This window comes from Micromonospora sp. NPDC002717 (assembly GCF_040295705.1).
Lineage (GTDB): Bacteria > Actinomycetota > Actinomycetes > Mycobacteriales > Micromonosporaceae > Micromonospora.
Genome location: NZ_JBEOVW010000011.1, coordinates 152,849 through 170,893, shown reverse-complemented (window position 1 = coordinate 170,893; position 18,045 = coordinate 152,849). Strand labels below are relative to the sequence as shown.

Genomic DNA, 18,045 nt, shown 5'->3' with positions numbered 1-18,045 from the left:
GCCACGACCGCCGGCCGGAACCCGGTCACGACGACCGGAGCGAACGCGGTCACGACGACCGGACACAGCGCGGCCACGACGACCGTTCCGAGCGCGGCCACGATCCGCGGGTCGGACCAGGGCACGACCGCCGGCCGGAGACCGACGACGACCGCCGGACGGGCGAGGGGGCCCGCCGGCCCCGGTACCAGTGGGATGCCCCCACCGAGCACCGCCCCTCGAACGCGCCGCGGGACCGTTCCCCAGACGGGCGGTGGGGCGGTTCCTCGGACGAGCGGCGGGAGCGCGCCGGCGACGGGCCGTGGGAGCACGCCGCGTCGGGGCAGTGGGAACGGCGCTCCGACGGGCGGGAGGAACGCGCCCCGGGCGGACGGGGCCGCGAGCCGGGCGTACCCGCCGACGGGTGGCAGCGCCCCGACCGGGCCGCGAGCGGGCAGCCGTACCGTGACGGGGAACGGCGCCAGCCGGAGCCGGACGGGCGGTGGCAGGCACGCGAGGCGGCGGCACGCGCCGAGGCGTACCCGGACCGGCGTCCGCGCGAGGCCGCCCGGCCGGAGGCGTACCGGCCTGACGCGTACCGGGAGCAGCGGGGGCACCCGCAGCAGGACGGGTTGCCCTGGCCGTCGTCCGGCCCGGCGCAGCCCGGTGTCGACCGGGACACGCGCCACACCGCACCCCGCCCCGAACACCGGCGGCCGGCCGAGCCGGCCGACCGTCCCCACCACCACGGGGGCCCGTACGAGGCCGCCGCCCCACCGGCCCAGCCCCGGTACGACGCACCGCGCCCGTACCCGCCGTCGCGGGTTCCCGCTGGCGGCGACCGCCCGGTGTCCGGCGCGCCGGTCTCGGTACCGCCGGTCTCCGGTCCGCCGGTCTCCGGTCCGCCGGTCTCCGGCCCGCCGGTCTCCGGCCCGCCGGTCTCCGGCCCGCCGGTCTCCGGCCCGCCGATTTCCGGCCCGCCGATCTCCGGCCCGCCGATCTCCGGCCCGCCGATCTCGATGCCGCCTGCCGCCGGCCCGCCCGCCTCGGTACCGCCCGGCTCCGGCCCTCGGGGCTTCCTGACCCCGCGTGACGAGCTTGCGGTCCCTGGCCGGCCGGTCTCCCCCGCGCCGTCCCGCGACATGCCGCCCACGGACCGAACCGGCCCGGTCGCGCCGTCCCGCGACCTGCCCGTGTCGCCCGCTGGTCCCGTCCCGCGCCCGGTCCCCGCTGCGGGTCCCCCCACCGGCCCGCCGTCACCGGCCGGTCCGGCCACCGCCCGCCCGGTGTCGCCGGCAAGCCCGGTGTCGCCAGCAGGCCCGGTGTCGCCAGCAGGCCCGGCCAGGGGTGACGCGGTACCGCCAGCAGGCCCGACCGCCGGCCGCCCCGTGCCGCCGACAGCCCCGATGTCGCCGGCAGGCCCGGTTGCCAGCCGACCGGTGTCGCCCGCCGGTTCGTTCCGGGGTGACGCAGTACCGCCAGCAGGCCCGGCCGCCGACCGCCCGGTGCCACCCGCAGCTCCGGTCACCAGCCGGCCGGTGTCACCCGCGGGCCCGACCACCAGCCGACCGATCTCCCCGGCAGGCCCGCCCGCCAGCCGGCCGGTGTCGCCGGGGGGTCCGCTCGGCGAGCCACCGGCTGCTGGCTCTCGGCCCCCGCTGCCCGTCGAGGAGCAGTTCCAGTCGACCGGCCATGTGCCGCGACCTGCTCCCGAGGACGACGTCACGCCGGTCCCGGCGCCGCCCGCCGCCCGACTGCGGCTGGAGTTCCTGCCGGCACCGGGGGCCACGTCCAGCATCGGGTCCTCCGGCCCGGCCCCGGCGCGCCCCGAGCCGGTCCCGCCGCCTCACCCGTACTCGCCCACACCGCAGCAGGGCCTCGGTACCGAACTTCGCGGCGCCGAGCCCGTGATCGGCCCACCGGCCACCACGCCACCGGCCGACCGTCCGGCGAACGCCCACCCGGCCGGTCCGCGCCCCGCGTCCGAGGACAGGGGTGCGACGACCACGCCAGCGGTTCCGTCGGAGACGCCAGCGGCCGCGATGCCGCTCGCAGCGGGCACGCCCAGGGTGTACGTTCCGCCGCCACCGAGCGATCCGCCGGCACCGGCGGCCCCGCCCCGACCACAGCCGGCCGCGCCGAGCGGCGCGGACGCCTGGTTCCGGCCCTCCAAGCCCATGACGCCTTCCGCAGAGACGGACGACGCCCGTCCCGCGGATGCGGACAACCCCCGCCCCACTGCCCCGGCCGACGCTTCCCCCAACGCCATGTCGACACCCCCGGTCGACGCGGCGGCCCCGAAGCCCGTCCAGGACGACCTCCCATCGCCCGAGCCCATCCACGACCACCTCGACGGGGCGGCTGGGACCGATCCGGTGACACCCGCACCGGCCTCGCCGGGGCCCTCGTCGACGGCCGCCCCGTCGGTCACCTCGCCCGGGTCCTCGCCGCCGGCTACGCCGCCTGTCTCCGGTCCGCCTGCCGGAGCGGTATCCGTGCCGCCCACGGCACCCGCCCCGACGACCCCTGCGGCGGGCGACCCGGCTCCCCCGAGTCACTCGGCCGCCACACGGTCGGAGCCGGCCGATCCCCACCTCGCCTCCGCACCGGCACGCCCTGTCTCCGGACCACCTGTCCCCCGCCCTGTCTCCATGCCACCTGCCCCGCACGTGTCGGCATCACCCGCCGGGCCGGAGTCGGCACCCCCGGTCCCGTCGGAGTCGACACCGCCCGCCCGGTCGGAGTCGGCACCCCCGGTCCCGTCGGAGTCGGCGCCGCCCGCCCGGACGGAGGTCGTGTCCCCGGCCCCGCCAGAGTCGACACCGCCAACCCAGACGGGCTCGGCACCCCCGGCCCCGTCGGAGTCGACACCGCCTACCCAGACGGAATCGGCACCCCCGGCCCCGCCGGAGTCGACGCCGCCTGCCGCGTCAAATCCGGTGCCACGGGAGCACGCCGCTCCTGCCCCGGTCACGCTTGACGGCCTTCAGACCGGCCAGTCCAGGCCCGAGAACCTGGCACAGACCGTGTCGGCGCCTGCCCCGGGCGCTTCTGCCCCGCCGCCCGCAACGGGCGTTGCGCCCCTGAGCACCCCCGACACCGCCGCCGCGACCACGGCTGGGCCCACCGGTGGAACACCATGGCTGTCACCGAAGGGTTTTGACATCCATAGCGTTCCACTCGACGCGACCGATCCGCGCTCGGCGTCCGCGACGCCGCCGGATACGGCAGTGCGGGCAACCGCACCGCTGAGCGGCGCAACCGGAACGGTTCCTCCCGCGCGACCGGTCGACGCGTCCCCGAGCGACTTCGTCCCTGGAACGGCGGCTGTGAGCAGCGCGCCCGACGCCGTTCCATCGGCTGCGGTGCCGGCCTCGGCCACGCCGATTCCCGGGCCATCCGCCCGGCCCGTGTCCGCGCCCCCGGCGGGGCCCACTGCCTCGCCCACGGCGCGGCCCGTGTCCACGCCGCCCGCTGCGACCCCAGCACAGGCTGCTTCCGTGCCGCCCCTCGCGACCCCGACACAGGCCGCACCCGTGCCGCCCCTCGCGGATACGGCGGCCGGGGGTGTCTTGCCGGCTCCGGCGGCCTTCCCCGCCCTGCCGGTGGACGGGCCCTTGCCCGCGCCACCCGGAGGGCACACCCCGGTGCCCGAAGACCACCAGGAGGACGGTTCCGCGTCCGTTGCCGCGCCGGCCGGCGCACCAGTCACCGCGCCGTTGGCACAGGCCCTGCCCACTCCGCCCGTCGCGCCCGTATCGGCCCCGCCGACCCGACCCGCCGCCGCAACCACCGGCAGCACGCCGATGCCGGCTCAGCCGGTCACCACGCCACCCTCCGAAACACCGGCAGCGTCACCAGGCGTCCCCGAGGTCGCGCTGCCGGGACAGGGGGTACCCGCGCCGCCAGCACCGCCTGTCGACGCGCCGCCGGCATCGCCCCTTCCCATGTCACCGGCGCAACCGGCATCCGCGCTGCCCGTCTCCGAGTCAGCCGCGCCGCCTGTCTCCGCGCCGCCGGCGCAACCGATGCCAGCGCCCACACCGCCGGCGCAACCGATGCCAGCGTCACCCGCGCCGACCGTTGCCGAACCGCTGGCTCCTTCCGCCACCGAGCCGGTACCGCCCGATCCGGTAGCGCCAGCACAAGCCGGACCGCTGACGCCGGCCGTCACCGAGCCCGAATCACCCGTCTCGGTGCCGCCAGTTGCACAAGCCGAACCGCTGGCACCGGCTGTCGCCTCCCCGGCACCGCCCGCCCCGACACCGCCCATCTCGGCAGCTCCCGCCCCGACACCCCCCGCCCCGACACCGCCCATCTCGGCAGCGCCCGGGCAGCCGGTGTCAGCGCCGCCCGTCTCGGCGCCGTCGGCACAGCCGGCTTCCGCAGCGTCCGCGCCGGCCGTATCGACGCCGGTCGGGCAGGGTCCGCCGACTGCCGGTGAACGGCACGAACGCGCCCAGGAACAGCGCAGCCCCGAACAGCGCAGCCCCGAACAGCGCGGCCCCGAGCAGCGCGGCCCGGAATCGCGGGACGTCGACCGGACGAGTGCCGCGCAGGGCGACCCGGAGCAGGTGCTGGCGGCCTACCGCTGGCGGCTCGACCCGGAGACCCTGCGCGAGGTGGTGGAGGCGCCGGAGGAGTTCCGGACGATCCGCCGACGGCTCACCGAGAAGCTGGGCGCCGCCGTGGACAACCGGTCGCGCGCCCGGCTGCTGAGTTTGCGGGCGGTGGTCTCGCGGCTGCTCGGCGAACTGGACGACGCGCTCGCCGACGGTCGGCTCGCGCTCACGTACGCGGAGGCGACCGGGGAGTTGCGGCGTACGGCGGTCGCGCAGGCACGGCTGGCGCACGTGCTGCGCTGGCGGGGCGAGTTCGTGGAGGCCGACCGGCTCTTCGCCGAGGCCAACTCGACGGAGCTGCCCGACCGGCTGCGCGCGGCGCTGCACGAGCACGCGGGGCGGTCGTGCTACGACCAGGGCCGGTTGATGGAGGCGTGCCACCACTTCGAGCGGGCCCTCGACCTGCGCGGCGACGGGGACCCCGAACTCCAGGCGCGGATCCGGCTCAGTCTGGACTCGGTGGCCCAGCGGGTGGCGGAGACGGGCTTCGGGCCGTACCCCCGGAGTCGGGACGAGGTGCTGGAGCGTGACCGGCCCCCGGTGCCGGCGCGCGACGGCGACCTGTGGGGTTTCGCCGACCCGGACGGCGACATGGCCATCGCGGCCGAGTACGCCGAGGCGCAGGCGTTCCGCGAGGGGCTGGCCTGGGTGCGGCGGCCGGAGACGGAGCGGTGGTCGCTGGTCGACCTCGCCGGCGCCACCGTGCTCGGGCCGTCCTACCCGGTGGTCCGCCCGTTCAGCGACGGGCTGGCCTGGGTGTCGGACGGCGCCTCCGGATGGGTGGCGATCGACGCCGTCGGCGAGGTGGTCGTGCCGCACGGCTTCGCGGACGTACGCCCGTTCCACCACGGCGTGGCGGTGGTCCGCCGGGAGGGCTGGGGGGCGGTCGACCGCAACGGCCGCATCGTGGTGCCCACCCGGTACCACGGGTTCGCCACGGTGCTGGCCGACGGCCGGTACGTCGACGGTTTCACCGACGAGGGGCTGGCCGTGGTGGACGTGGCCGGCCGGCGGGGCGTGGTGGACCGCACCGGGAAGGTGCTGGTCCCGCCCGCCCATCCGGCGCTGGTCATCCACCCCGTCGCGTTCCTGGTCGACGACGGCACCGGGCACTGGGGCGCGCTCGACCGGCGGGGCGAGCCGCTGATCGAGCCGGTGCACCGCGACCGCGACGAGGTCGTCGCCGAGATCGAGCGGCTGCTCGTCGACACCCACCCGGTGCTCTGAGCCGCGTCTCCGCCGGTCATGATCGGCGGGAGTAGGGTCGTGAGCATGGAATTCCGTCACCTGGGCCGTTCCGGCCTGATGGTCAGCGAGATCTCGTACGGCAACTGGATCACCCACGGCTCGCAGGTCGAGGAGGACGCGGCGTTCGCCTGCGTCCGGGCCGCCCTGGACGCCGGCATCACCACCTTCGACACGGCCGACGTGTACGCGGGCACCCGCGCCGAGGACGTGCTGGGCCGCGCGCTGGAGAACGAGCGGCGCGAGGGGCTGGAGATCTTCACCAAGGTGTTCTGGCCCACGGGGCCGGGCCGCAACGACCGGGGCCTGTCCCGCAAGCACATCATGGAGTCGATCGACGGCTCGCTGCGCCGGCTCCGCACCGACTACGTGGACCTCTACCAGGCCCACCGGTACGACTACAGCACCCCGCTGGAGGAGACGATGGAGGCGTTCGCCGACGTCGTGCACTCCGGCAAGGCGCTCTACATCGGCGTCTCGGAGTGGAAGGCGTCGCAGATCCGCGAGGCCCACCAGCTCGCCCGGGAGCTGCGCATCCCGCTGGTCTCCAACCAGCCGCAGTACTCGATGCTCTGGCGGGTCATCGAGTCCGAGGTCGTCCCCACCAGCGAGGAGCTGGGCGTCGGGCAGATCGTGTGGTCGCCGATCGCGCAGGGCGTGCTCTCCGGCAAGTACCTGCCGGGTCAGCCGCCGCCGGCCGGCTCCCGCGCCACCGACGAGAAGTCGGGCGCGGGCTTCATCGCCAAGTTCATGACCGACGACGTGCTGACGCGGGTGCAGCGGCTCAAGCCGCTGGCCGAGCAGGCGGGCCTGAGCATGGCGCAGCTCGCCATCGCCTGGGTGCTGCAGAACCCGAACGTCTCCTCGGCGATCGTCGGCGCGTCCCGCCCCGAGCAGGTGCACGACAACGTCAAGGCCGCCGGCGTGCAGCTCGACGCCGGCCTGCTCAAGGCGATCGACGAGATCATCGACCCGATCGTCGAGCGCGACCCGGCCCGGACCGAGTCCCCCGCCGAGCGTCCGTGACACCCCCCGGCCCGGCCGGCCCCCACGGAGGGGACCGGCCGGGCCGGGCAGGGCAGCGCCGGGCCGACGAACGGGCTCGGCCGGGGCGACGGCGGGCCGACGAACAGGCCGGGGCGACGGCGGGCCGACGAACAGGCCGGGGCGACGGCGGGCCGGGTGCGACGCGCCGGTCAGCTCTGCCAGAAGCGGATCAGGTCCAGGCCGAGCGCGTAGAGCCACGGCGGCAGGCCGAGGACGTCGCCCACGGCGAAGACCGCCCCGAAGAACCAGCCGCTGATCCGCGGGTTCCACAGCAGCGCGAACAGCAGGATGAAACCGAACGGGGCGAACAGGTCGTACATCTTGCGCCACTGCGCGTTCAGCCACGGCTGGATCATGTTGCCGCCGTCGAGGCCGGGCACCGGGAGCAGGTTGAGCACGCTCGCGGTGAGCTGGAGGAACGCCAGCAACGCCACGCCCGCCCAGAACTCGACCGGGCCGCCGCCGGCCGCGCCGAGGCGTACGGCGGCCACCAGCACCAGCGTGAACAGCACGTTGGTGGCCGGGCCCGCGAGGCTGACCAGCGTGTGCCGCAGCCGCCCCGGGATGGCGTGCCGGTCCACCCAGACCGCCCCGCCGGGCAGGCCGATGCCGCCGAGCAGCACCACCAGCACCGGCAGCCCGATCGACAGCAGCGGGTGGCTGTACTTCAGCGGGTTCAGCGTCAGGTAGCCCCGGTGGGCCACGCTGCGGTCGCCGGCCCGGAACGCGACGATCGCGTGGGCGTACTCGTGCAGGCAGAGCGACACCAACCAGCCGGACACGACGAAGAGGAACACGTCGAGCCGCACGTTGCCGAACCCGTGCCAGGTCAGCACGCCGCTCGTGGCGAAGAGCGCGACCAGGGCGAGGAAGACCGGGCTGGGCCGGAACGCCGCCCGGGGCACGCCGAGCACCAGCGGCTCGCCCCCCGGGCGGTCGCCGGCCATCACTCCGCCGGGGGCAGCAGGCTCATCCGGTATTCCACCCGGTCGTCCTCGACGAGCGCGACCGAGGTGACGCCGGACGCCGCGAGCTCGCGCCAGGTCTGGCCGATCCAGGACTCGGCGTCCGCCTGACTGCCGAACGACTCCGCCGGCCCCTCGACCGACTCGCCGTTCGTGCCCTCGTACCGCCAGCTCCACGCCATGCCGCGTCTCCCCTCGCCGCTGATGTCCCGTGGGACGAACCCCCGCCAGCGTAGTCGGCCGCGCCCGTACGGGCGCGACGCTCCGCGGCCGGGGCTCCGACGGGCTGATCATCCGGCGGCGACGTGCCGGTACCGTGGCCCGGTGCTGACTCAAGGAGTGGTGCTGAGCGAGCGGTACCGGCTGAGCGAACGGGTGGCGACCGGCGGCATGGGCGCGGTCTGGCGGTGCACCGACGTCATGCTGGAGCGCGAGGTCGCGGTGAAGGTGCTGCTGCCGGCGCTGACCGCCGATCCCGAGTTCACCGCCCGGTTCCGGGCCGAGGCCCGGATGCTGGCGGCGCTGCGTCACCCGGGCGTGGTCGCCGTGCACGACGTCGGCCGGTCCACCCTCGCCGACGGCAGCCAGGCCGACTACCTGGTGATGGAGTACGTCGACGGCCAGCCGCTGAGCTCCTGGCTGCGGCGGGCGGGGCGGCTCGACCCGGCGTCCACCATGTCCGTCGTGGCGCAGGCCGCCGACGCGCTGCACACGGCCCATCTCGCCGGCATCGTGCACCGGGACGTGAAGCCCGGCAACCTGCTGGTGAAGTCCGACGGCCGGGTGGTGCTGGTGGACTTCGGCATCGCCCGCTCGGGCACCACGGCGGGCATCACCGCCGCCAACGTGATGCTCGGCACCGCCTCGTACATGTCCCCCGAGCAGGCCGCGAACCAGCCGGTCTCCCCGGCGACGGACATCTACGCGCTCGGCGCGGTGGCGTACGTCTGCCTGGCGGGGCAGCCGCCGTTCGACGGCGACAACCCGCTCCAGGTGGCGTTGCGCCACGTCCAGGAGGAGCCGCCGCCGCTGCCGCCCGGCACCCCGCCGCCGGTGGTCGCGCTGGTGGAGCGGGCGATGGCCAAGCGCCCCGGCGACCGGTACCCGGACGCGGCGGCGCTCGCCGACGCGGCGGCCGAGGCGCGGGACGCGACGCTGGCCGTCGTCCCGGCCTCCGCCCGCCCGCCGTGGGCCGTCGCCGGGCCGGCTCCCGCCGCGCTCGCGTCCCCGGCCGGCGGGGGCACCGACCCGGGCGGCAGCTCTCTCCCCGGCACGGGAACCGGCCCGGGCGGCGCGTCCCTCGCCGGCACGGGAACCGGCCCGGGCGGCAACTCCTGGCGTGGCGCCGGGCCGGGCGCCCCCGCCGCGCCCGCGCCGCCCACCGCCGGGGCCGACGCGGGCCGCATACCCCCCATCGACCCGTTCGGCGCGCTGCCGCCCGCTCCAGCCGGGCACCGGCCGGTCGCGCCGGCTGCGGAGACCGGCTCCGGCGCGCCGCTACCGCCCGCCTTCGCCGGGCCCCCGCCGGCGCCGCCCGTGCCGGTGCCTGGCACCCCCGGCGGTACGCCGCCTCCCGGCCACCCGCCGTTCCCGCCCGCCGGCCCGCTGCCGTTCGGGGCCGGACCGTTCGGCCAGGCCAGTGCCCCGCCGGCCGGAGCCGGACCGCTCGGGCACGTGAGCGCCCCGCCGGCCGGGGCGGCCCCGTTCGGGCGCCCGGGTCATCCGGCGGCCGGAGGCGACACGTGGGGCGGGCCGCCGCCGACCCGGGAGGACCCGGTCGAGGCGCGGCCGTCGCGGCGGCGCAGGGCCGCGCTGGTCGGCGCGGCGGCCACCGTGTTCGTGGTGCTGGCCGGGGTGGTGGGGGCGACGGCCCTCTTCTCCGGCGAGGACCCGGCCGGTGGGGACACGCCAACGACGCTGACCGGCAAGTCCGTGGCGGCGGGGACTTCGGAGCCGGAGGGCGGCGACGGCACGGGGCAGTTCCAGGTCGAGCCGTCGTCGGGCGTCACCCGGTCGGCGGCCCCGTCGTCCGGGGCGCCCTCGTCGACGCCCGGCCACTCCTCGGCCCCCACCACCGGCGGCGAGCCGACCGTCACCCCGTCGGGGCGGCCCAGCTCCGCCCCGACGACCAGCCAGCCGGCGAAGCCGAACCCGTACACGCCGGTCGAGGCGTGCGGCAGCGGGTACAAGGTGATCGACTCGGCCTCGCTGACCGCCTCGGGCGTCCGCAAGGGCCGGGTCTACCTGCTCTACCACGCGGGCACCGGCACCAACTGTGTGGTGACGATGAAGGAGTCGGCGGTGGGCACGGCCACGTCCGCCTCGGCGTGGCTGGAGGTGCAGGGGCGGGAACGCAGCACCGACAGCGGGTCGTTCTCCTACTACGCCGGGCCGGTGCGGGCGAAGGCCGCCGGGGTCTGCGTGAAGTGGGGCGGGTCGACCGGCGGGGCCAGCTACGGCAGCGGCTTCGAGCACTGCGGCTGAGCGGGCCCGCGGCGCCTCACCCGCCGTGGGCGGGCCCGCGGCGGCTGACCGCACCCGCCCGCCCGGCGCCGGCCGGACCCGCCGGCCGCCGGCCGGGGCGCCGCCGACCGCTCGCCCGCCGGGGCCGCCGGCTCCTCGCACCTCCGGGGGCCACGCCCCGGGGGCTGGCTCTAAAGTACGGGCATGTCGGTTGACGGGTGGAACACGGTCCTGGTGCTCGGCGGCATCCGGTCCGGGAAGTCGGAGTTCGCCGAGTCCCTGGTCGCCGAGGCGCCGACGGTCCGCTACGTGGCCACCGCCGCCGACGCGCCCGCCGACGACGCGGAGTGGGCGGCCCGGCTGGCGGCGCACCGCGCCCGCCGACCGGAGACCTGGACCACCGAGGAGACCGCGGACGACCCGCGCCGCCTGGCGGACGTGATCGCCGCCGCCGGCCCGAACGAGACGCTGCTCGTCGACGACCTCGGCGGCTGGGTGACGGTGCTGCTCGACCCGGCCCACCAACCGGCCGACGACACCGCCACCGTCGCCGAACTGGCGGCGGCGGTACGCGGCTGCGCGGCCCGGCTGGTGCTGGTCAGCCCCGAGGTCGGGCTCTCGCTGGTGCCGACCACCCCGCTCGGCCGGGCGTTCACCGACGCGCTCGGCGCGGCCAACCGGGCGGTCGCCGACGCCTGCGACGCGGTCGTGCTGGTGGTCGCCGGGCAGGCGGCCTGGCTGAAGCCCGGCGCCCCGCAGCCGGGCGTCGTGCCGGCCCAGGCCGGCCCGGCCCCGCTCACCGCGACGGGTGCGCCGGCCGCCGCCACGACCGTCACCGGCGCGACGACCGAGCCGACCGCCACTGGCGCGGCGGGCGGGCCGGTGGGCGCCGCGGAGCCCGCTGCGGGGGGGCCCGCCCCCGCGTCGGCCGAGCCCGACGGCACCGCCTGGGCCGCACCGACCATGGCGCTGCCGGTGGTCGCCACCGGCCTGGTCATCCAGCCCGGGATGGAACTGCCCATGCCCGACGAGTACGCCGGCCCGCAGGCGATCGAGCGGCTCGCCACGCTGGACGTGCCCGGGGCGGGGCTGGGCGCCCTGGAGCGGGTGGTCGGGTTCGCCGCCGCCACCCAGGGCACCGCCACGCCGGCCCCGTGGGGCTCCGTACGGGTGCTGCTGCTGCACGGCGACCACCTCGGCGGCGCCGCCGCCGGCAGCGTGGACGGCGAGTCGGCGCGCCGGGCCCGGCAGGCCCGCGCCGGCAGGGGGGTGCTGGCCCGGCTGGCCGCCGAGAGCGGCGCCGACGTCCAGGTCGTGGAGACCCCCGCCTCGGCACCGATGGAGGACGAGCCGGCGCTGACCGGCGAGCAGGTCGAGGCGGCCCTGCGGGAGGGCTGGCGGCTCGCCGAGGAGGCCGCCGACGCGGGCGTACACCTGCTGGTGCTGGGGGCGTGCGGCGCCGGCACCGAGGCCGCCGCGGCGGCGGTGCTGGCCGCGACGGCCGGCGCCGAGACGCCCGCGGTGCTCGGCCGCGTGGTCACCGACTCGGGCGAGATCGACGACGCGGCCTGGATGCGGCGGTGCGCCGCCGTGCGGGACGCGCTGCACCGGACCCGGCGCTCGCCGCGCGGCGCCAAGGACGTGCTGGCCGAGCTGGGCGGCGGGGACGTCGCCGTGGCCACCGGCGTCCTGCTCGGCGCGACCGCCCGCCGGCTGCCGGTCATGCTCGACGGGCCGGTCGGCGTGGCCGCCGCCATGGTCAGCCGCGACCTGGCCGGGCAGGCCCGGCACTGGTGCCTGCTGGCCGACCACCGTGGGGATCCCGCCGTCCGGCTCGCCGCCGACGTGCTGGGCCTGACCCCGCTGCTCGACGTGCACCTCGATCTCGGCGAGGGCGCCAACGCGCTGGCCGCGCTGCCGCTGCTGCGATCGGTGCTGGCGCTGGCCGCCGCGCTGCCGGCCCGCCCGTCGCCCGGCGGCGGGGAGGGCGGCGACGACGACGGGGACGGCGAGCCGGAGCCCGGTGTCGACACCGACGAGCCCGACTTCCGCGAGCCGGAGCCGGCCGGCCCCGGGCCGACCAGCACGGAGCCGGAGACGGAGCCGGTGGACCCGTCCGGCCGGCGTGCCGGCTGAGTCGCGGCTCGCCGACGGGGCGCGGCTGGCGCTGACCACCTTCACCACCCTGCCGGTGCGCGCCGGGCGCATCGACCGGCCGGTGGCGGGGACGGCGATGGCCCTCGCCCCGGTGGTCGGCGCGCTGCTCGGCGCCGTCCTGGCCGCGATCCTGCTGCTCCCGGGCGCGCTCGCGCCCCCGCTGGTCGCGGCGGCCGTGACCGTCGGCGCCGGCGCGCTGCTGACCCGCGGGCTGCACCTGGACGGGCTGGCCGACACCGTGGACGCCCTGGGGTCGTACCGGCGGGGGGCGGCCGCGCTGGAGATCATGAAGAAGCCGGACGTGGGCCCGTTCGGGGTGGTCGCGCTGGTGGTCGTGCTCCTGGTGCAGACGGCGGCCCTCGCGGAGCTGGCCGGCCGGTCGTGGCCGGCGGCGGTCGCGGCGGTGGTGGCGGCGACCGCCGCGGGCCGGCTCGGGGTGGCGGTGGCCTGCCGGCGCGGGGTGCCGGCGGCCCGCCCTGAGGGGCTCGGCGCGCTGGTCGCCGGTACCGTCGGGCCCGTCGCGCTGATGGGCGGGACGGTCGCCGTCGCGCTGCCGGCCCTCGCGGCCGTGCCGGGCCGCCCGTGGCAGGGGCCGCTCGCCGTCGCCGCCGCCCTCGCCGTCGCGGTGGGGCTGCTGCGGCACGTGGTACGCCGGCTCGGCGGCGTCACGGGCGACGTGCTCGGCGCGACCGTGGAGGTGGTCACCACGCTGGTCTACCTGGGACTGGTGCTGTCCGGCTGAACGGGGCACGCTGCGGCGGGTAGCGTTCTCCCACGACAGCACCGGCGCGGCCATCCGGGGGACGACATGCTCATCACGGACGACTTCCTGCCCGTACCGGTCCCGGAGTCGCTGAGCGCGACCTATCTGGTGCCCATGACGGGGCTGCCGAAGGTGAGCACGAAGACGGCCGTGCAGCGGCTCAGCGGCCGGCTGGCCGAGCCGGTGCACGGGCTGGCCCGGCAGATGCTGGACAGCCCGCTGATGACCGTGGACACCCGCCCGATCGGCGAGTTCCCCGCGCTGCCGCCGGACCTGCTCACCGCGTTCGGCGCCACGGAGGCGCAGCTGGCCCGGCTGGCCGCCGCGAGCCACCTGGTGGTGGTGCAGGCCGAGTACCGCCCCGGCTGGCCGCCGGCCCACGAGTGGGCGGCGCGGGCGGTGGCAGCGGCCGTCGCCGAAACCGTTGACGGCGACGTGGTGGACGTCTTCGGCCTGCAGTTCCTCGACCCGGCGACGGCGCTGCGCTCGCTGCCCGACGAGCAGGGGCGCATCCGGCTGGTCGACTGGGTGCTGGTGCCCTACTCCTCGGACGCCGAGGGCCTCTGGTTCACCACGAAGGGGCTGCGTCGCTTCGGGCTGCTGGAGCTGCAGACCCAGGGCGTGCCGGACCACCTGACCCGGGCGTGGGGCGCGGTGATGACCGGCGCGGCGCGGCGGCTGCTGCGGGACTGGACCGACGGGCTCTCCGGCGAGGAGGTGCCCGCGTTCGTGCAGCTGCCGGTGCTGGCCACGGTGACGGGGCACGACATCGCGGTGGCGTACGGCAATCCGGAGCAGCACGGGGCGACGGCGCCGGTGCTGCTGCGGCTGGAGCTGGACCCGGCCACCGACCCGGACGCCGACTCGTTCCTCAGCCTGCGTCCGCCGCCCGGGCACCCGGGGCCGGACGGCCGCTACTACGCCGCCGCCTGCGCGACCCTCTTCGCCGGCATCCAGCCGGACGTGCGCTACGCCCGCCCGGGCGACGCGATGAGCAGGGCGATCGCCACCGCGCGCGCCGGGCTGGGCGCCGTCCGGGCCCGGTTCCTCGCCGGCCAGCTCCCGCCGGAGACTCAGCTCGTGGTGAAGTACGGGCTGCCGGGCGACGACGGCCCGGAGTACGTCTGGGCCGGGGTGACGTCGTGGGACGCGGCGGAACGGATCGTCGGCGCGAGCGCCAGCGACGCCAACACCGACCCCACCGTGCGCATCGGCTCCCCCGTCGTGGTGGAGGCGGCGGACGTGGTCGACTGGGCGGTGCTCGACGGCACCGGCGTCATCGAGGGCGGCTGGACCCAGGCCGTCCTGGACGCCGGCGAGCGCCCCCCGCCCCCGGTCTGACCACGCCAGGCCTCCCGTTGACCATGAAGTTGCCGCCGGGACACACCGGCCCGGCGGCAGCAACTTCATGATCAACAGGTCGCGGTCACTTCACCGAGGGGGTGACGAACGGGGGGCGGGTGACGCGCATCTGGGCGCGGCGACCGCGGATGTCGACCTCCACCAGGTCGCCGTCGGCGAGGTTCGCGGCGGTGTCCAGCAGCGCCAGGGCGATGCCCTGCTTCTTCGTCGGGGAGAACGTGCCGCTGGTGATCGTGCCGACCTGCCCGTCGCCGACGAACACCGCCATGCCGGGGCGCGGGATCGCCCGGTCGACGGCCGCCAGGCCGCGCAGCGTACGCCTCGGGCCGGCGGCCTTCTCGGCGAGCAGCGCGTCGCGGCCCCAGAAGGCCGCCTTGTCCCAGCCGACCGCCCAGCCGGAGCGGGCCTGCACCGGGGTGATCTCCGGCGACAGGTCCTGCCCGTGCAGCGGGTACCCCATCTCGGTGCGCAGGGTGTCCCGGGCGGCCAGCCCGCAGGCGCGCAGCTCGAAGGGCTCCCCGGCGGCGAAGAGCGCGTCCCAGACCACGACGGCGTGCTCCGCCGGCGCCACCAGCTCGAAGCCCAGCTCGCCGGTGTAGCCGGTGCGGCACACGGTCAGCTCGACCGGCCCGGACGCCACGTCCAGGGTCGCGGTGGAGAAGCTCATGTAGCCGTGGTCGGTCGGCAGGCCCAGCGCGCCGAGCAGCTCCGCCGAGCGCGGCCCCTGCACGGCGAGGACGGCGTACGCCTCGTGCTCGTCGGTGACCGTGACCGACGCGGGCGCGGCGGCGCGGAGCCGGCGCACCACCTCGGCGGTGTTCGCCGCGTTCGGGATGAGGAAGACGTGGTCGTCGGCGTGCAGGTAGGCGATGATGTCGTCCACCACGCCGCCGGTGGCGTCGTCGCAGCACAGCGTGTACTGCGCCTGGCCCGGCCCGATGCGGCGGAGGTCGTTGCTCAGGCAGGCGTTGACGAACTCCGCCGCGCCCGGCCCGGTCACCCGCGCCTTGCCGAGGTGGGAGACGTCGAAGACGCCGACCCCGTCCCGCACCGCGGTGTGCTCCTTGAGCACGCCGCCTCCGGCGTACTCCAGCGGCATCTCCCAGCCGCCGAACGGGGCGAACTTGGCGCCCGCAGCGGTGTGCCGCTCGTGCAGGGGGGAACGGCGCAGCCGGGTCGCGGCGGCGTCGGAGGTCACGTCGGTCATGGGTGGGAACTTACCGGGGTCTGAACGGCTGGTTAGCATCGGCGGGACCCGCCGGAGCCGTCGGCGGGACAGCCCCGACCTCCGACGGGTACGTTCCGCCGGAGACCTTCATCGCCGGTACGCCACGACGCGACCGGCCCGGCCCGCCCGGAGTAGCTTCAGTGACATCGCCCAGCACCACCCTGAGCCTGGTCGACACCGACCCCGCCGAGCTTGCCGTCGACGCGATCGTGATCGGCGTGCACAGCCAGACCGGAGAGCAGGACGCCACCAGCGGCCCCGCCGGGACCCTGCTGCTGGCCAGCGGCGCGGAGAGCATCGCCGCCGCCTTCGACGGCAAGCTGACCGAGACGCTGGCCCTGTTGGGCGCGACCGGCGGCCCCGGCGAGGTGATCAAGCTGGCCACGCTGGGCACCGTGACGGCCCCGGTGGTCGCGGCGGTCGGGCTCGGCCCGGAGCCGACCGGCGCCGCCCCGGCCCCGGAGACCCTGCGCCGGGCGGCCGGCGCGGCCGTCCGGGCGCTCGCCGGCGCGCCGCGGGTGGCGCTGGCCCTGCCGCTGCCGGACGACGCCGACGCGCCGGCCGCGCTGCGGGCCGTGGCGGAGGGGGCGCTGCTCGGCGGGTACCGGTTCGCCGGCTACAAGACCCGGCCGCAGCCGGCCCGGCGGGAGCCGGTGGCCGAGGTGCTGGTGGCCGTCCCGGACGCCGGTGACGCCGGCGCCCAGGCCGAGATCGCCCGCGCCCAGGCGGTCGGCGGCGCGGTCCGGCGCAGCCGGGACTGGGTCAACACCGCCCCCAACGAGCTGCGCCCGCCGTCCTTCGCCGACTCGGTGGCGGACGCCGCCCGCGAGGCCGGCCTCGAGGTCGAGGTCCTCGACGAGGCCGCGCTGGCCGCCGGCGGCTACGGCGGCATCATCGCCGTCGGGCAGGGCTCGGAGGCCCCGCCGCGCCTGGTGAAGCTGAGCTACACGCCGGCCGGCGGCGGCAACGGCAAGCGGGTCGCGCTGGTCGGCAAGGGCATCACCTTCGACACCGGCGGCATCTCGATCAAGCCGGCGCAGGGCATGTGGGAGATGAAGTCCGACATGGCGGGGGCCGCCGCGGTCGGCGCCACCATGCTGGCGATCGCCGCGCTCAAGCCGTCGGTGGCGGTGACCGCGTACCTGCCGATGGCGGAGAACATGCCGTCCGGGCGGTCGTACCGGCCGGGTGACGTGATCAGCATGTACAACGGCAAGAAGGTCGAGGTGCTCAACACCGACGCCGAGGGCCGGATGATCCTGGCCGACGCCATGGCGCGGGCCTGCGAGGACGGCTGCGACTACCTCTTCGAGACCTCCACCCTGACCGGCGGGCAGGTCATCGCGCTGGGCAAGAAGATCGCCGGTGTGATGGGCAGCCCGGAGCTGTGCGAGCGGGTCAGGGTCGCCGGCGACGCCGTCGGCGAGCCGGCCTGGCCGATGCCGCTGCCGGACGACGTGCGCAAGGGCATGGACTCCGACGTGGCCGACATCTCGCAGGTCAACGCCGGCATGGACCGGGCCGGTCACATGCTCCAGGGCGGGGTGTTCCTACGCGAGTTCGTCACCGAGGACGTGGCCTGGGCGCACATCGACATCGCCGGGCCGGGCTACCACTCGGGCGAGCCGACCGGCTACTGGACCAAGGGCGGCACCGGCGTCCCGGTCCGCACGCTCGTCCAGCTCGTCGAGGACGTCGCCGCCAACGGCTGAGGTGTGTGTAAGGAGGGGCCCCTCGGACGAGGGGCCCCTCCTTCGTTCCACGTGGCGGCGCGGCCGCCGGGTCAGAACAGCTCGGGGCGGCGCTTGCGGCGCTCGTTGTAGTCCCGCATCCGCTGCGGGTAGCCCATCAGCCGGACGTCGTAGACGGGGATGCCCATCCGGTACGCGAAGCGGCGGGCGCCCTCCGGGCCGTCGACGCGGCGGCGGGTCCACTCGCCGTCGTCGGCGATCAGCATGACGGTGGTCTCGGTCACGGTCGTGCGGGGCTCGATGTACGCCTCGACCCCGCGCCGACTCCGGACGAAGTTCTCCAGATGGTCCAGATCGGCGCGGTCGGCGGCGCGGTCCAGGCTCACGGCGCGCGCCTTCTTGCGTCGTCGGAACAGTCCCACCGGCCGTCTCCCCCAAGCTCCGTCATCGAAGGCAGTGCCCAGCGTACGTGTCTCGGACGTGTCGTTGGGCACCTCACTACGCGGCCTGTGTCCGGTGGTGA

Annotated in this window: 11 protein-coding genes; 7 read left to right on the top strand and 4 right to left on the bottom strand. The window is 76.9% G+C overall.

What is annotated here, in order from left to right; genetic code table 11:
• The first annotated feature begins 4,319 nt into the window (after positions 1–4,319).
• Positions 4,320–5,828, top strand: coding sequence for a WG repeat-containing protein (locus ABT006_RS18730; protein ID WP_502891003.1), 1,509 nt, complete (start codon positions 4,320–4,322; stop codon positions 5,826–5,828).
• A 45-nt stretch (positions 5,829–5,873) separates the two neighbouring features.
• Positions 5,874–6,872: an aldo/keto reductase family protein gene (locus ABT006_RS18725; protein ID WP_350707908.1), complete on the top strand. Its 999-nt coding sequence runs from the start codon at positions 5,874–5,876 to the stop codon at positions 6,870–6,872.
• A gap of 170 nt (positions 6,873–7,042) precedes the next feature.
• Here the strand turns inward: ABT006_RS18725 and ABT006_RS18720 are convergent, their stop codons facing one another.
• Complete coding sequence (locus ABT006_RS18720) at positions 7,043–7,840, bottom strand: site-2 protease family protein (RefSeq protein WP_350707907.1); 798 nt, start codon at positions 7,838–7,840, stop codon at positions 7,043–7,045.
• The gene (locus ABT006_RS18715) at positions 7,840–8,040 is read right to left on the bottom strand and encodes a hypothetical protein (protein ID WP_350707905.1); all 201 of its coding nucleotides are present in this window, start codon (positions 8,038–8,040) and stop codon (positions 7,840–7,842) included. The genes ABT006_RS18720 and ABT006_RS18715 overlap by 1 nt, the downstream gene beginning before the upstream one ends.
• 142 nt (positions 8,041–8,182) lie before the next feature.
• On the opposite strand from ABT006_RS18715, the gene ABT006_RS35125 reads away from it, so the two are divergent.
• The 4 genes from ABT006_RS35125 to ABT006_RS18695 all read left to right on the top strand — a co-directional run bounded on the left by ABT006_RS35125 (position 8,183) and on the right by ABT006_RS18695 (position 14,582).
• A complete protein-coding gene (locus tag ABT006_RS35125; protein ID WP_502891002.1) occupies positions 8,183–10,342 on the top strand; it encodes a serine/threonine-protein kinase in 2,160 nt (719 codons plus the stop codon).
• A gap of 183 nt (positions 10,343–10,525) precedes the next feature.
• Positions 10,526–12,457, top strand: a complete 1,932-nt coding sequence (locus ABT006_RS18705; RefSeq protein WP_350707903.1) for a bifunctional adenosylcobinamide kinase/adenosylcobinamide-phosphate guanylyltransferase — start codon at positions 10,526–10,528, stop codon at positions 12,455–12,457.
• Positions 12,447–13,220: an adenosylcobinamide-GDP ribazoletransferase gene (gene cobS / locus ABT006_RS18700; protein ID WP_350707902.1), complete on the top strand. Its 774-nt coding sequence runs from the start codon at positions 12,447–12,449 to the stop codon at positions 13,218–13,220. The genes ABT006_RS18705 and cobS overlap by 11 nt, the downstream gene beginning before the upstream one ends.
• Positions 13,221–13,286: 66 nt before the next feature.
• Positions 13,287–14,582, top strand: a complete 1,296-nt coding sequence (locus ABT006_RS18695) for a DUF2314 domain-containing protein (protein WP_350707900.1) — start codon at positions 13,287–13,289, stop codon at positions 14,580–14,582.
• 85 nt (positions 14,583–14,667) lie between these two features.
• Here the strand turns inward: ABT006_RS18695 and gcvT are convergent, their stop codons facing one another.
• Entirely contained in the window at positions 14,668–15,810 is a 1,143-nt protein-coding gene (gcvT, locus tag ABT006_RS18690) for a glycine cleavage system aminomethyltransferase GcvT (RefSeq protein ID WP_350707899.1), read from the bottom strand.
• A gap of 161 nt (positions 15,811–15,971) precedes the next feature.
• Here gcvT and ABT006_RS18685 point away from each other — a divergent pair, with 161 nt between their 5' ends.
• On the top strand, positions 15,972–17,543 hold the full coding sequence (locus tag ABT006_RS18685) for a leucyl aminopeptidase (protein ID WP_350707897.1): 1,572 nt from the start codon (positions 15,972–15,974) through the stop codon (positions 17,541–17,543).
• Positions 17,544–17,614: 71 nt separating this feature from the next.
• Here ABT006_RS18685 and ABT006_RS18680 read toward each other — a convergent pair whose 3' ends face one another.
• Positions 17,615–17,944, bottom strand: coding sequence for a hypothetical protein (locus ABT006_RS18680; protein WP_350707895.1), 330 nt, complete (start codon positions 17,942–17,944; stop codon positions 17,615–17,617).
• Positions 17,945–18,045 lie beyond the last annotated feature (101 nt).